General features: G+C 59.8%; 12 protein-coding genes, 1 tRNA gene and 1 pseudogene. 4 read left to right on the top strand and 10 right to left on the bottom strand.

The window, feature by feature from the left end; genetic code table 11:
• Positions 1-68: 68 nt before the first annotated feature.
• The 6 genes from HSW_RS07655 to HSW_RS07630 form a co-directional block, all read right to left on the bottom strand.
• The gene (locus HSW_RS07655) at positions 69-758 is read right to left on the bottom strand and encodes a hypothetical protein (protein WP_052346226.1); all 690 of its coding nucleotides are present in this window, start codon (positions 756-758) and stop codon (positions 69-71) included.
• A gap of 44 nt (positions 759-802) precedes the next feature.
• The gene (gene murI, locus HSW_RS07650) at positions 803-1,639 is read right to left on the bottom strand and encodes a glutamate racemase (protein WP_044001454.1); all 837 of its coding nucleotides are present in this window, start codon (positions 1,637-1,639) and stop codon (positions 803-805) included.
• Between the two features lie 194 nt (positions 1,640-1,833).
• Positions 1,834-3,759, bottom strand: coding sequence for a RecQ family ATP-dependent DNA helicase (locus tag HSW_RS07645; protein WP_044001453.1), 1,926 nt, complete (start codon positions 3,757-3,759; stop codon positions 1,834-1,836).
• A 41-nt stretch (positions 3,760-3,800) separates the two neighbouring features.
• Positions 3,801-4,283 carry a DUF2306 domain-containing protein gene (locus tag HSW_RS07640; RefSeq protein WP_197031964.1) on the bottom strand — a complete coding sequence of 161 codons (483 nt, stop codon included), beginning with the start codon at positions 4,281-4,283 and terminating at the stop codon, positions 3,801-3,803.
• A 236-nt stretch (positions 4,284-4,519) separates the two neighbouring features.
• Entirely contained in the window at positions 4,520-5,323 is an 804-nt protein-coding gene (locus HSW_RS07635; RefSeq protein WP_044001452.1) for a hypothetical protein, read from the bottom strand.
• Between the two features lie 384 nt (positions 5,324-5,707).
• Entirely contained in the window at positions 5,708-6,364 is a 657-nt protein-coding gene (locus HSW_RS07630; protein ID WP_110979954.1) for an ABC transporter ATP-binding protein, read from the bottom strand.
• 148 nt (positions 6,365-6,512) lie between these two features.
• Here HSW_RS07630 and HSW_RS07625 point away from each other — a divergent pair, with 148 nt between their 5' ends.
• The 3 genes from HSW_RS07625 (at position 6,513) to HSW_RS07615 (ending at position 10,199) form a co-directional block, all read left to right on the top strand.
• Positions 6,513-7,616, top strand: coding sequence for a glycoside hydrolase family 113 (locus HSW_RS07625; RefSeq protein ID WP_081768316.1), 1,104 nt, complete (start codon positions 6,513-6,515; stop codon positions 7,614-7,616).
• Between the two features lie 365 nt (positions 7,617-7,981).
• Positions 7,982-9,187: an ADP-forming succinate--CoA ligase subunit beta gene (gene sucC, locus HSW_RS07620; RefSeq protein ID WP_044001451.1), complete on the top strand. Its 1,206-nt coding sequence runs from the start codon at positions 7,982-7,984 to the stop codon at positions 9,185-9,187.
• A 127-nt stretch (positions 9,188-9,314) separates the two neighbouring features.
• On the top strand, positions 9,315-10,199 hold the full coding sequence (locus tag HSW_RS07615) for a transglutaminase-like domain-containing protein (RefSeq protein WP_044001450.1): 885 nt from the start codon (positions 9,315-9,317) through the stop codon (positions 10,197-10,199).
• A 96-nt stretch (positions 10,200-10,295) separates the two neighbouring features.
• On the opposite strand, the gene HSW_RS07610 is transcribed toward HSW_RS07615, so the two are convergent.
• A complete protein-coding gene (locus HSW_RS07610; RefSeq protein ID WP_071883080.1) occupies positions 10,296-10,784 on the bottom strand; it encodes an organic hydroperoxide resistance protein in 489 nt (162 codons plus the stop codon).
• A 149-nt stretch (positions 10,785-10,933) separates the two neighbouring features.
• Between HSW_RS07610 and HSW_RS07605 the strand changes: the two genes are divergently transcribed.
• Positions 10,934-11,008 (top strand) — tRNA-Arg (locus tag HSW_RS07605).
• A gap of 442 nt (positions 11,009-11,450) precedes the next feature.
• Here HSW_RS07605 and HSW_RS25175 read toward each other — a convergent pair.
• The 3 genes and pseudogenes from HSW_RS25175 to HSW_RS07595 all read right to left on the bottom strand — a co-directional run.
• Positions 11,451-11,624, bottom strand: a pseudogene (locus HSW_RS25175) (transposase); the annotation flags it as partial.
• A gap of 29 nt (positions 11,625-11,653) precedes the next feature.
• Positions 11,654-11,815 (bottom strand): transposase, encoded by a 162-nt coding sequence (locus tag HSW_RS23775; protein WP_197031963.1) that lies wholly within the window; start codon positions 11,813-11,815, stop codon positions 11,654-11,656.
• 160 nt (positions 11,816-11,975) lie between these two features.
• Positions 11,976-15,197, bottom strand: a complete 3,222-nt coding sequence (locus tag HSW_RS07595) for an efflux RND transporter permease subunit (RefSeq protein ID WP_044001449.1) — start codon at positions 15,195-15,197, stop codon at positions 11,976-11,978.
• Positions 15,198-15,233 lie beyond the last annotated feature (36 nt).

The raw sequence follows: 15,233 nt of genomic DNA, 5'->3' as shown, positions 1-15,233 counted from the left end.
TTAGTAAGGATAACCGGGTATCTATGCTATGGCAAAAAGGTCCGTCGGAGCACCTCAATACGCTGTGCTTACCCCCCGAAGCCCCGGCCGCCATATCCTCGGCTCCCGAAACCCGAGCTACGGCCGGAACCGGGCGCACTGCTACGGATACTGCTGCGGCCGTAGCCGGTGCTGCGCGTGACGGTGGGACTAGGCCGGATGCCGGTGGATGCCGGGGACTGCCGGTTGCCGGTAAAGCCCCGGCCGAAGAAGCTGGAGCCGCGCCGCCGTTCGTTCTCCACCCGGTTGCGCCAGCCCATATTTTGCTGCATCAAGCCGGGGTTAGCATAATAGCCGGGCTGCGGCGTCAGGAAACGGCCGGCCATGTACCCGATACCGCTCCACATCAGCACATCCATCATACCGGTACTCCGGACGCGGTTTTCCGGATACTGGCGCGAATAATCCTGCATTTGGCGTTGTAAAGCCTGGCCCTGTAACGTATCCACCCGGCCATCCAAATGGTGCAGAATAGCGGCTACTTCTTCCTTCCCGGCGGGCCGTTCTGCCGTAATTTTCCAGTCATCCGGCTTTACCTCGGTCATTTCGGTGATGACACCTTCGGAATAGGAATCATCTGCCGACCATTCCCCGTCTGAGGATTCCGAGGAACGCGAGTTATCCGAGCAGGCTGGCAGACCCAGCCCGAGGCTGGCAGCGGCAGTTATCAGGAGGACGTTGCGACGCCAGTCGCCCAGGCGGTAGTAGGATTTAGCCATCGGAAAGGAAAGTGAAGGGCGGATATTGCGGCTGAATATAACGGTTACTCCCACAACGGGTAGTGCTCCAGATGCACTTCCTGCTCAAAGAAAATACGGGTACTTTCCTCAAAGGAGCGGGTGAAGTCGGACACGTAGAAGTGGTGCCGGGGTGGGGTAGCCGTTTCCGGAGCCAGCAGCTGCTGACCGGCCAGATACTGGCGCACGTGGTGGGCTACCACATCGGAGGCGTCCAACACCTCGGTGCGGCCCTGGTAGAACTCGGCAATCTGCCGCTTGATGAGAGGGTAATGGGTGCAGGCCAGCACCAGGGCCTCAATATCGTCCAACACCGGATTGCTCAGGTAGGTTTCGATTACGTTGCCGGAGATGCTGTTGTCGAAGAAGCCTTCCTCAATCATGGGGGCCAGCAGCGGGGTGGCAAGGCTGCGCAGCTCCACCCCGGCGTCGAGGTCGTCGATTTTCTTGCGGTACACGTTGCTGTTCACCGTCTGCTTGGTACCGATGAGGCCCACTGTACGGCCCGCGTACTGCTGCCCTACATGAGCCACAATGGGGTCAATGACGTTGAGCACCCGGGCTTTGGAGCCCACGTACTCGCGCACCAGCTCGTAGGCCGCCGCCGAGGCCGAGTTGCAGGCAATGAGTATCACCTTGCACTGCTGCTTGAGCAGCAGGTCGCAGATTTTGACGCTGTAGGCCTGAATGGCGGCCGTGCTTTTGTCGCCGTAGGGTAGGTGGGCCGTGTCGCCGAAGTACACCAGCCGCTCGTGGGGTAGCACGCGGCTCACGGCGCGGGCCACGGTGAGGCCGCCAATGCCACTATCGAAAACGCCAATGGGCCGGGTAGCCGGGTCGGATGCAGAAGAAGTTGGAGCCATGACGGCCCGAAGGTACAAGCTCCGGCGGCTTGGTGCACCGTTGGGCGTCCGTCGCGCTGAGCGAAGCCCTAGAGAATTTCAGCCGGTTTTATTTCCCGCAGTGTTTCGCGGAGGAATACGCAGGGTCTCGCAGTGTGCTACGGACACCTAATGCAACTCCAAAATCCGGACGGTTCTCTCCACCAACCGGACTCCTACCCTACCAGCCGGCCGTCGGGTGCGTAGCGCAGTTCGCCCAGTTCCACCAACTCCCGCAGCAGCTCCGTTACCGGGGTGGCCTGGGCGGACGTGAAGTGGGCCAGCACCTGCCGGGGCGTCTGGGGGGTGGCCTGCACCAGCGCCAGCAGCTGCGCCCGCAGTTCCGGGGTCGGGGCGGCCGCCTGCTGGGCCTTCTTGCGGGCCAGGCACACGTCGCAGACGCCGCAGGCCGGCGCGTCCAGCTCCCCGAAGTACTCCAGCAGCAGTTGTTGCCGGCAGCGGCTGCCAGCGGCGTATCGGATTACCGCGTCGGTTTTGTGCAGGGCCAAGTCGCGCGACTGGAGCAGGTGCTTCTGGTCGAGGGGTAGCTTGTCGGCATCGTAGCGCGGGGTGGTGAACAGGGCTTGGGGCGACTCGTGGCGGGGCTGGAACTGGATAATGCCCGAGCGGTGCAGAAACACCAGCATCTTGCGCAGCTCCACGGCGCTCAGGCGCAGGTGCTGGGCCAGACTGTTCTCCGAAATCCGCTGGAATCCACTGAACAGTTCGCCCCCGTGAAAGCGCAGCAGACTTTTGATGAGCTTATCGTGTTGGGCATTGGCAACCTGGAAACAGTACAGGTCGGTGTGGTCGATGGGGATATGCACCCGGGCGGGATTGTTCACGGCCTCGTTCACCTGCACAAACCCCTCCCGCTCCAGCGTGCGCAGGCTATTGTGCGCGTCGAGGGCCCGGATGCGGTAGGTTTCGGCAAACTGCTGCAAATCGAAGTCGAAGGCCACCAGCTCGCCGCCACCCACGGCCGTGCGCGAGAAGTTGGCCAGGGCCTGGTATACCCGGCGCACGGTATCGAGGGGCGGGAAGCTCTGCTGGGTGCGGCGGCGCAGCTCATCAGCGTCGTTGGGGCCCTGCAACAGCACGGCAAAGGCGTACTTCTCGTCGCGGCCGGCGCGGCCAGCCTCCTGGTAGTAGGCTTCCAGGTTATCGGGGGCCTCCAAGTGCACCACCAGCCGCACATCGGGCTTGTCGATGCCCATACCGAAGGCGTTGGTGGCCACGATGCAGCGCGTGCGGTTCTGCATCCAGTCCTGCTGGGTGCGGGTGCGCTGCTCGGCCGGCAGGCCGGCGTGGTAGGGCGCGGCGGCCACGCCCTGCTGTTGCAGGTAGGCGGCCGTATCCTCGGTCTGGCGGCGGGTGCGGGCGTACACAATGCTGGTTTTGTCCTTCCCCACCCCGCGCACTACTTCCAGCAGCCGTCGCAACTTGTCCTCGGTACTCAGCACCGAGTACGACAGGTTGGGCCGGGCGAAGCTTTGCTGAAACACCCGGTGCGAGGCCCCGAAATGCAGCTTCTCCACAATATCCTGGCGCACCTGCTCGGTGGCGGTGGCCGTGAGGGCCATGCACGGCACGCCGGGCAGCAGTTCCCGCAGCTCCTGAATCCGGAGGTAAGGAGGGCGGAAATCGTAACCCCACTGCGAAAGGCAGTGCGCCTCGTCAATGGCCAGCAAACTCACCTTCATCTTCCCGACGCGGGCCCGGAACATATCCGTCAGCAGCCGCTCGGGCGACACGTACAGGAACTTCACCGGGCCGTACACGCAGTTGTCCAGCGTCTGGTCGATTTCCTGGTGGCTCATGCCGGCGTACACCGCCTCGGCCTTGATGCCGCGCTTGCGCAGGTTTTCCACTTGGTCCTTCATCAAGGCAATCAGCGGCGACACCACCAGGCACAGCCCCGGCCGGGCCAGCGCCGGCACCTGGAAGCAGATGCTCTTACCCCCGCCGGTGGGCAGCAGCGCCAGCGTATCCTGCCCGGCCAGCACCGAGCGGATAATATCTTCCTGCAACGGCCGAAACTGCGCATGGCCCCAGGTCTGGCGGAGTACGTGCAGCAGGTCGTCGGTAGCGTGGTCAGGCATACTACAAAGGTAGCGGACCACCCCGCGTCGGCACTACGATTTCAGGCCGATTCTGCGGGCCGGGCCGGCAGCAGATGCGCCGCATTACGCCGGATCAGGAAGGAACCGACCAGCATGGTAGCGGCCGTAGCAACCACCACGGCCGGCCAGAACCGGCTCATGGGCAGCAGCCGGGTAAGAGTTTCGGCCCAGAATGCCGCGTATAGCCCCACCACCGACCAGCTCATGAAGTAGTAATGCCAGTAAATCCAGCTGCTGATGCGCTTGCGGGCCAGCACCGGCCCCATTCCGCCCAGCAGTGCCGTCAGGCTCACCAGTGCCAGCCAATGGAACGCGCCAAAATTGCCCGTAACCCGGAAAATGAAGAACGCCGTGGCATTCACCACCAGCATCAGCAGCGTGTACAGATACCCAATCCGCTTGTGCAGCAGGCCGCCTTTACGGTTGAGCAGCACAACGGCCCCGGCTGCCATAGCCAGCAGGGCGCTCAGCAAATGAATAAGACCAATAGTGGAGTGAAACATAGCAGCCATGCAGAAAACAGTTCGGCGGCTAAAGTCCGCGCTACACGGCTTCGCTGCAACTACCGGTTTCTCAAGCGTCATTTGCTCAGCCCGAAACAGCAGAAACAGCCGCCAAAGCGGCCAGCAGTCGGATGACCAAGTGGCCCTTGAGCCACCTTCACTCCCCGATTCGGCTGCATATAAAAAGCCCGTTACCATGCGGCAACGGGCTTTTGCAGTTAACAGTAAGCTGACTGCTAAGCGGCAGCGGCCTGACCGTTTTCCCGGTCGTCGATGGCCTTCTTGAGCTTGGCAATGGCCTGGGTGGCGCGCTCCTCATCCAAGCGGTTGATGTTGAGCAGCATCTTGGTTTTCTCGGGGCGCGAGATAACCGGATGGTTCAGCAGCCGGATGATTTCCTCCTTCTGCGAGGCCGTGGCGTAGGCCGGGGCCGACACTTCCGGGGCAGGGGCTTCGGCAGGCACGGCTTTCATGGAGGCCGGGGCGGCGGCAGCTACCGGGGCAGGCGTGGTCGTGGGTACGGCCGTCATGGCGGGTTGGGCCACGGTGGGCGTATTGCCGCCGTAGTCCATTTCCTCGGCCGGCGTGGGCTCGTAGCCGGCGGCGCGGATAATCCAAGCCAGAATATTGCGGTAAGCTTTACCAATGGCTCGCGTCTGGGCCATGCTCATGATGGCAAACTCCTGGTAGAACTTCTTGCCCTGCTCCTTATTCGAGCAGATGGCGAAGCCCGCCCCTACCGTGTGGCCGCTGCGCATGTCAAACAGCGTCACTTTGGCCTGGTACTTAATTTCCTGCTCGTTCGAAACGTTGATGACGTGGTCCACGATGGGCACGATGCCCAAGCGGGAGCCGGCGTACTGCCAGCCCTCCACGTTCACAAACTCCTTGCCCTGCACCGTGGTGCTGAGTTTATTATCCTTGATGAACTTGGCCAGGTCCGTCGCCAGATGCAACGTTTCGTCGGAGCGCGAGATGTCGTAGCTCTCAACTTTGGTTTTGCGAACCTGCTCTTTGGTGGTCTTGGTTGCTTCGCTCATGGCGTCTTTCCGTTAGTGTCCTGTAGTACCGTATTTGTTTACGCTAATATAACGGAACGACCCCGTAAAAGGTGCAAAAAACACGTGGTTTTTTATCAATTTTTATCACTGATTATCAGTATTTTATAAATAATTATTCCAAAATATTTAGCCAAGGTCATTTTTTAGCATTTACTATCCTGCCGTGGCAACGGTTATGGGCCATGCTGCCGGCCCCGACACAGAAAACCCGCTGCTCCATTTGGGTACGCGGAGCAGCGGGTTGCTTTACACGGTCCGGGGCGGAACGGACGCGTGACCAAGAGCATAGTATAAAGAAAGGCATACCCACCGAAGCAGGTATGCCTTACAAACGCGGGGCAGCGCCACTAGGTTCCGGCCGGATTAGCCTTCCCAGATGTTGCCGTCCTTCATGGTAATCTTCCGGTCGGCCATTTCGGCCAATTGGTCGTTGTGGGTCACAATCACGAAGGTCTGGCCCAGTTCCTTGCGCAGCAGAAAGAAAATCTGGTGCAGCTCCTGAGCGTTCTGCGAGTCGAGGTTGCCCGAGGGTTCGTCGGCGAAGATGATTTCGGGGGAGTTGATGAGGGCGCGGGCTACGGCCGTGCGCTGCTGCTCGCCGCCGCTCATTTCCGAGGGCTTGTGGTCGGCGCGGCGCTCCAGGTTCAGCATCCCGAGCAATTCGCGGGCCCGTACGCGGGTTTCCTTTTCCGAGCGCCCCGCTAGGTAAGCCGGCAGGCACACGTTTTCGAGGGCTGTAAACTCGGGCAGCAGGTTATGAAACTGGAAGATGAAGCCGATGTGCCGGTTACGAAACCGCGCCAAGTCGGAGCGGCCCAGGGAGCTGACCGATTCACCATCGAACAGCACCTCCCCCGAATCGGGGTTGTCGAGCGTGCCCAGGATGTGCAGCAGCGTGCTTTTCCCGGCCCCGGAAGAACCCACGATGGACACGATTTCCGACTTTTCAATGGTCAGGTCGATGCCCTTGAGCACTTCCAGCGTATTATATTTTTTGCGGACGTTAATGGCTTGCAGCAAAATGGGGCTTGATGTAGTGGGAGCCAGGGTACGGCAAGCAAATCTACGTAAACTCGGGCGTTGCGGTGGTGCCGGGGCCACAATCGGCCCCGGGCCACGCTAGGAAGTCCCGAATCGGGCTATCTTCCCGTTATCTATGCTTGTTCCGATGCCCGCTTTTCGTTCGCGCCGGTGGCTGTGGGCGCTGCTACCGCTGGGGCTGCTGCTGGCGGCCGCACTCGTCCTGCTGCGGCCCCGCCCCGTCACTACCCAGCTGCCCCCGCTACCCCCTGCCGGCCCGCCGCCCGCCGATGACCGCCTGCGCGGCGTCAGCTGGGTGGCCGGCGACTCCGTTTCGGCCCTCGACCTGGAGCCCCTGCGCCGCACCCACGTCACCTGGATTGCCCAGACGCCTTTCGGGTGGCAGCCCGGGGCGGCCGTGCCCGAGGTGCGCCTGAATACCGGCAGCAACCGCCACTACTGGGGCGAGAGTGACCGGGGCGTACTCCTGACGGCTCAACGAGCCCGGCAGCAGGGCATCCGCACGCTGCTCAAGCCCCACCTGTGGCTGCGCAACGGCGGCACCTGGCCCGGCGACATCAACATGACCTCGGCGGCCGACTGGGACGCGTGGTTTACCAGCTACTCCGTGTTTATCCTGCACTACGCCCAGCTAGCGGAGGCCGGCCACCTCGAAGCCTTGTGTATTGGTACCGAGCTGGAGCACGCCAGCGGCCCGGCCCACGAGCAGCAGTGGCGGCAACTGATTCGCCAGATCCGGGCGGTGTACCACGGCCCGCTAACCTACGCCGCCAACTGGAGCGGCGAGTTTGAGCAGGTGCGCTTCTGGGATGCGCTGGACTTCATCGGGGTGCAGGCCTACTTTCCGCTCAGCACCACCAACAGCCCTACGCAAGAGGCACTGCTGCAAGCCTGGCAGGCCCCGCTCCGGCGGCTAGAAGCCGTGCAGAAGCGCTACCGCAAGCCCGTCGTCTTCACCGAAATCGGCTACAAGACCACCCCCGACGCAGCCATTGAGCCCTGGGCCTGGCCCGACCGCATGGCCGTGCTGACTACGCCAGACGAGGCCACCCAGGCGGCCTGCTACACTGCTATGTTCGAGACGTTCTGGGGCCGCAAATGGTTTAAGGGCCTGTTCGTGTGGAAGTGGTACCCCGGCCTGCAGCCCGACGGCTCGGCCCGGCGCCACCTGGACTTTACCCCCCAGCACAAACCCGCCGAGCGCGTCATGGCCGAATGGTACGGGAAGTGAGTTGCCGATTCTCAGTTGCCAACGGAACGTCATTCCAAGCATATGGCGCATCAAGCCAGGGACGGAGCGTAGTCGAGGAATCTCACGTGCTGATGTTGTGATGCTAACCCGGTTACTATTGCTCCCTGGTTCAGAGGTTAAACCCTGAGCTAGGCATTAACAAAGCCAGACATGCTGCTTCTTGGCAACGTCAGCACGCGAGATTCCTCGGCTGCGGCTCCGCCTTCGCTCGGAATGACGTTCTGTTGGCAGCCGGCAACTGATAACGCGCAACTGGCAACCGGCAACATATAACTCATATCAACTCATTTCTGCCTACTTTCGCGGCAGCAAACCACCCCCATAACGACCCTTAACTGACCTCTATGAACATTCACGAGTATCAGGGCAAAGACATTCTGAAGCGCTACGGCGTACGCGTGCAGGAAGGCATCGTGGCCGATACGGCTGAAGAAGCTGTTGAAGCCGCCAAAAAGCTGACCGAGCAGACCGGCACCAGCTGGTATGTGATTAAAGCGCAGATTCACGCCGGCGGGCGCGGCAAAGGGGGCGGGGTGAAACTCGCCAAAAACCTGGAGCAGGTGCAGGAAATTGCCGGTAACATCATCGGTATGCAGCTGGTAACCAAGCAAACTGGTGCCGAAGGCCGCAAAGTGCACAAAGTGCTGGTAGCTCAGGACGTGTACTACCCCGGTGAGTCGGAAACCAAGGAGTTCTACATGAGCGTGCTGCTGGACCGTGCGACCGGCAAGAACGTTATCATCTATACCACCGAGGGTGGTATGGACATCGAGGAAGTAGCCGAGGCGCATCCCGAGAAGATCCACAAGGAGTACATCGACCCGCGCGTAGGTCTGCAGGGCTTCCAGGCCCGTAAAATTGCCTTCAACCTGGGCGTTGAGGGTGAGGCCTTCAAGGAGATGGTGAAATTCGTAGCCGCCCTGTACAAGGCCTACGACGACACCGACTCGGCCATGTTCGAAATCAACCCTGTGCTGAAGACGTCGGACAACAAAATCCTGGCCGTTGATGCCAAGGTGACGCTGGACGAAAACGCCCTTTACCGCCACAAGGATTTCGCGGCCCTGCGCGACACCAACGAGGAAGACCCGCTGGAAGTAGAAGCCTCGGCCTCGAACCTGAACTATGTTAAGCTCGACGGCAACGTGGGCTGCATGGTGAACGGTGCCGGCTTGGCCATGGCCACTATGGACATCATCAAGCTGAGCGGCGGCGAGCCGGCCAACTTCCTCGACGTAGGGGGTGGAGCCAACGCCCAGACCGTAGAAGCCGGTTTCCGCATCATCCTGAAGGATCCAAACGTGAAAGCCATCCTCATCAACATCTTCGGCGGCATCGTGCGTTGCGACCGGGTGGCGAATGGCGTGGTGGAAGCGTACAAGAACATCGGCGACATTCACGTTCCCATCATTGTGCGTCTGCAAGGTACCAACGCCGAGGAAGGAGCCCGCATTATTGATGAGAGTGGCCTGAAAGTATATTCCGCTGTGCTGCTGAAAGATGCCGCCCAGAAAGTAAAGGAAGTACTGGCAGAGCAGAACATTGCTTAGCCTTTTCGACAGGAAACTGTTTCTTTGCAAAAACCCGCCCGGTACGTACCGGGCGGGTTTTTGTTTGCCCGATTCCTAAACCCTGGAGATGAGGCTTGCGTTTAGAGCAATTCACTGGATATATCCTATGATAAATAAGACGTTTACGCTTTTTCTGGTTGCTTTCAGCTTCAACACCTTTGTGCAGGCGCAAAGTCCAGTTACTGCGCCAGGCGGCCCCGACTACCCCTACATCACTACCCTTGACCCGGTAGAGTACCCATTTCTGTTCAGCTCCCCTAAGTCGGAATACCTGACGAAATTCCGGGAGATGTACGGACTGGAAGAAGTGGTATGTAGGGAAACCTCTGATCTGGGCCGGGCTCGGGCACTATGCCAATGGGTGCATTTCCGCTTGGAACACGACGGCCACAAAGTATTTAAGTCCCAGGATCCATTTGCCATCCTGAAGGCCGCCCAGGCCGGCCAGCTGGTACAATGCGTGGAGTATGGATTGGTGCTGGCGGCAGCCTTCAACGCCATTGGTATTCCGGCCCGGCCCTTGTATCTCAAAGCCGAAAACGTACAGACCAAATCGTCCGCTGCCGGCCACGCTTTGGCGGAGGCTTGGCTGCCCGATCTGGGCAAGTGGGTAATGGTAGACGCGCAGGCGGATATCATTCCGCTGCTGGGCACGACCCCACTTAATGCCGTAGAACTCCGGCAGGCCCTGGCTACCGACAACGACGACCTCACCGTATTAACCTCCACTGAAGCCAAGCCGAAGTCGTACTTCAAATGGGTAAACCAGTATCTGTTTTACTTTGATACGGTGATGGATAACCGCTACGGCGTAAAGTCAGCACGCACCGGGCTGATGCTGGTGCCGCTGGGTGCCCACAAGCCGGTTATTTTTCAGCGCACGGAGTCCATCCACAATATTCGCTATACCAATTCCGTGGCGACCTTCTACGCCATTCCAGTCCAAGCCGACTGGCTGACGGCCAAATCAGGCAGCCCACTGGCACCCTGATCCTATATTGGTCACGCACGCATAAACGGCCTGAGCACTTTGCGTGCTCAGGCCGTTTATCTTATATCTTACTGACTAACAGCAGCAGACTAGCGCCTACGCGCCTTCTTTTTCAGCAACGCCGGCATTTTCCTCGGCCTGCACGGAAATACGCTCCCCCTGCACGCGCAATTCCACTTCCATATTGCCGCGGGTACCTACGGAGTACGGGCAAATTTTGTGAGCCTGCCGAACCATATCAATGGTTTTTTCCCGGTCGAATGCTTTCAGATCAACATCCAGAATAGCCGACAACCCGTATCCTTCGCCTTCCTGAAATAAGGATACTGAGCACTTCACCTCGGTCTGCGGGTCGAGTTTGTCGCCAGCTCGCTGCGCAATGACCAGCAGCGCCTGCTGAAAGCAGGACGAGTAGCCGGCAGCAAACAATTCTTCAGGATTGGTAGCGCCCTTTTTACCTCCTAGCCCTTCTGGCACCGACATATCCAAGTCGATGATGCCGGTGGCAGAACGGACGTGGCCGCTCCGGCCGCCAATTGCCGATGCTTCAGCAGTGTATAAGGTCTTCTTTTCAGTACTTGCCATAAAAGTGGGGGTCGATGAGAGAATTTACTCTTTGGCTAACTGGCCTGAGCTATGGAAGGTTACCTCTGACAGGTACAGGATTTTGCAGAAAAACGCACTTCAGGTTTGGCAGCAGTAGGTTTTCTGGCTAGTTTTGCGGCTCACTACCGGGTTGCGTAGTACAACGGATAGTATGGGAGCCTCCGAAGCTCTAGATCTAGGTTCGATTCCTAGCGCGACCACCATTAGCCCTAATAACCACTTGTTAAATAAGTAGTTATTAGGGCTTTTTTCTTTTATCAGGACAACTCACGAAAAAAACCAGTTATATTTTTACTTCAGCCATTTTGATTAACATATCCTCCACTGGTTGGTGTATGACTATGGGAATTCGGGTGGCATTATTAGCGGCAGCTGAGCCCGAATAGACATAAGAAATTTCTTCCCCACGCAGGCAATGGTCTAGGCTGTGTGGACAGCTAGCGCATCTAATCGAGTGCAGCGAGCAGATAGGCTACGGCTAAAAAATAGGTAGCGGGTTTCTCATAGCGAGTGGCAAACCCACGCGCCTCTTTGAGGCGGCCGAAGAAGCATTCGACCTTGTTGCGGTCGGGGGTAGAGGTTTTCGTCGTAGTCCCGTTGGGCGAGTCGGTTGACTTTGGGTGGAATGACGGCCTTGGTTTGGTATTACGCTAAGGTAGCAAGCACGCTGTTGGTATCGTACGCCTTGTCGGCGACCACCGTGCCGGGTTGCTCGGGCAAGCCCTCCAGTAAGAAAGGAAGTTGCGGGCTTTCAGGCGCTTCGCCCGGCGTGAGTACCAGGAGAAGGCAGTTACCCTGCGCATCGACCATGGCGTGTACTTTCGTGCAGGAGCCACCGTGCGAACGACCTAGGCCTTGGCAGTCGTCGAATCAACTAGCACCCAAGTGGAATCCGGCTCCTGCATGGCCTGCAACAGTGCTTCCCACGCGCCCGCCTGCGCCCAGTGCCGGAAGCGCCGCGCCACCGTATTCCAGGTCCCGAACCGCTCAGGAAAGTCGCGATAGGCCACGCTCCTGCGCACCTAGTGGAACACCACGTTGACAAACAGGAGATTACCGCGACCTGTATCCAAGCGTCCAGACATGTACGGTTCGACCAACTTCTATTCGCGTTCAGTTAATTTATATCGACGCATGCAGCAAAAATCATACCTGTACTACCCACATACTCTAGCGCGTGGGCAGCACCGGGTTCAGGTCCGATGGCGGGGTAAGCGGCGGCGCGTCCAGTTCCTGCGAGTGGTCGTCGAGGCCCGTTTCCTGGTGAGAGGCGAAGTATTGCGCCAGCGCCTTTTCCCCCACCAGCCAGAACACCACGGGTGTCACGATGATGTCGAGGAAGGTGGACGAGAGCAGGCCGCCGAGAATGACCGTGGCCACCGGATAGAGGATTTCCTTGCCGGGTGCGTCCTTGGCCAGCGTGAGCGGCACCAGGGCCAGCGCGGCCACCAGAGCCGTCATCAGCACCGGTACCAACCGTTCCAGGGAGCCGCGAATAATCATGGGGATGCCGAACTTTTCCCCTTCGTGCTCCACGAGGTGGATGTAGTGCGAAATCATCATGATGCCGTTACGCGAAGCAATGCCGGTGAGGGTGATGAAGCCCACCAGCGAGGCAATGCTGAACGTGCCGCCGGTGAGCAGCACCGCCACCACCGAGCCGATGAGGGCCAGCGGGATGTTGAGCATAATCTGGCCCACCATATAGCTGGACTTGAAGTGCGAGAACAACACCAAAAAGATGCCGGCCAGCGAAAACAAACTCAGCCACAGAATCTTCTGCGAGGCCGACTGCTGGCTCTCGAACTGCCCGCCGTAGGTGAGGTAATAGCCCGGCGGCAGCTTCACCTGCGCATTCACTTTGGCCTGAATCTCCTTCACGGTGGAGCCCAAATCGCGCTCCGCCACGTTCAGCGAGATGGTGATGCGGCGCTGGGTGTTTTCGTGATTGACGGTGTTGGGGCCCGGCTCGTAGATAACTTCCGCGACCTGGCTGACCGGAATCATGGCGCCGCTGGGCGTTTCGATGCGGGTTTGGCTGATGGCGGCCATGTCGTTGCGCTGGGCTTCGGGCAGCTTCACTACCAGGTCGAAGCGCTTTTGCCCATCAAGCATCTGCGACACGACGGCACCCTGAAACAGCGTTTCCAGGTCGCGCACCACTTCGCCCCGCGCCATGCCGTAGGCCCGCAGGGCCTCGTCCTTGGGCCGGATAAGCAGTTGGGGAATCTGGACCTGCTTTTCCACCTGCAAATCCACTACGCCGGGTACCGTGCCGGCGGCAGCGCGCACCTCGTTGGCGTAGCGGCGCAGCTCCAGCAAATCATTGCCGAACACTTTGATGGCCACCTGGGCGCGCACGCCCGACAGCAAATGGTCGAGGCGGTGGGAAATGGGCTGGCCGATATTCACGTTCACGCCCGTAATCAAACTGAGCTTCTGGCGCATATCAGCCAGAATTTCGTCGCGACTGCGCATGGCTTTACCCTCTTTTTCGAGTTCGGCTTCAGTCTTGAAAGCCACCTCGATTTCCGAGTTGTTCACTGATTCGGCGTGTTCGTCCAGCTCGGCGCGGCCGGTGCGGCGGGCCGTGTAAGCCACTTCCGGAATCTTGAGCATCTGCTGCTCGCCCAGTGTGCCCAGGCGGTTACTTTCGGTGAGCGAGGTGCCGGCCGGGGCCGAGAAGTTGACCGTCAGGGAGCCCTCGTTGAAGGGCGGCAGAAACTCGGTGCCGAAGAAGGGCACCATCGCGGCGGCCATTACAAACAGCAGCGCCGTGGACGTAAGCACCAGCCTGGGACGCTGCAGGCCCCAGCCCAACAGGCGCGTGTCCTTTTTCTTGAGCCAGCGCACCAGCCCGCCGTCGGTTTCGGGGTGGTCCATCTGCTTCATGCGGGGCAGCAGGTAGTAGCAGAGCACCGGCGTCACGGTCAGCGACACGAACAGCGAGGCCACGATGCTGGTGATGTAGGCAATGCCCAGCGGCGCGAAAATGCGGCCCTCCATACCCTCCAGCGCAAACAGCGGCAGGAACACCAGCACCACGATAATGGTGGCGTACACGATAGAGTTGCGCACCTCCGACGAGGCCGCGTAGATAACCCGCAGCACCGGTTGCGGGTTGGGCTTTTGCTTGTTTTCACGCAGCCGCCGGTACACGTTTTCCACGTCCACAATGGCATCGTCCACCAACTCGCCAATGGCAATGGCCAGGCCGCCCAGCGTCATGGTGTTGATGCTGATATCGGCAAAGCGGAACACCAGTGCCGTTACCAGCAACGACAACGGGATGGCCACCAGCGAAATGAAGGTGGTGCGCACGTTCAGCAGGAAAGCAAACAGCACGATAACCACCAGGATGGCCCCGTCGCGCAAGGCCTCTTCCACGTTGCTAATGGAGGACTCAATAAACTCCGACTGTTTGAACAGCCGCGTATTAAGTTGCACGTCTTTGGGCAGCGAAGGCTTGAGTTCAACTAGGGCTTTTTCCACGGCTTCGGTGAGACCTACAGTAGCGGCTCCCGGCTGCTTTTCGATGCTCAGAATTACGGCTGGCCGGCCATTTACACTGCCGTCGCCGCGCTTGAAGCGGGCCCCGAACGCCACCTTGGCCACATCGGCCACGCGCACCGGCGACTGTTCGCGGTAGCCCACGATGATGTTCTCAATGTCGGCCACCGAGCGCAGGCGGCCCAGGTTGCGAATCAGCACTTCCGAGCCGTTGCGGTCGAAGAAGTTGCCGGTCGTATTCAGGTTGGACTGGCGCAGCGCCTCTTCTACTTGGTTCACCGTCAAGCCGGTGGCGTTCAGCCGGGGCATATCCAGCAGCACCTGGTACTGCAGGTTGTCGCCGCCGATGGGGATGACCTGAGCCACGCCGGGGATGCTAAGCAGGCGCTGGCGCACAGTGTAGTTGGCCAGGGTGCGCAGGTCAGCGGCGGTGGTCTGCTTCCCGCCCGAGAGGCCCACCAGCATGATCTGGCCCATGACCGAGGAAATAGGCCCCAGCACCGGCGTAATGCCTTGTGGCAACTGTTCGCCGGTGGTTTGTAGCTTTTCGCTCACAATCTGGCGGGCCGTGAAAATGTCGGTGCCGTAGTCGAACTCCACGAAAACCATGCCCAGGCCGATAGCCGAGTTGGAGCGCACGGCCGACACGCCGGTGGCCCCGTTCAGAGCCGTTTCCACGGGCAGCGTCACCATGGCCTCCACTTCCTCGGGAGCCATGCCGGGCGCTTCCAGAAACACGGTCACGCGGGGCCGGTCCAGGTCGGGCAGCACGTCCACCGGCAGCTGACCCGCGGTGTAGGTGCCAGCAATGAGGAGGCCCACGGCAAAGGCCAGCATGAGCAGCCGGTTTTGCAGGGCAAAGCGAATGATTTTATCGAGCATCTTTTTTAGCTGTTAGCTGACAGCTGTTAGCCGTTA

Source organism: Hymenobacter swuensis DY53 (assembly GCF_000576555.1).
Taxonomy (GTDB): Bacteria; Bacteroidota; Bacteroidia; order Cytophagales; family Hymenobacteraceae; genus Hymenobacter; species Hymenobacter swuensis.
Note: the sequence above shows the minus strand (reverse complement) of the source record. Positions and strands in the feature narration are given on the sequence as shown.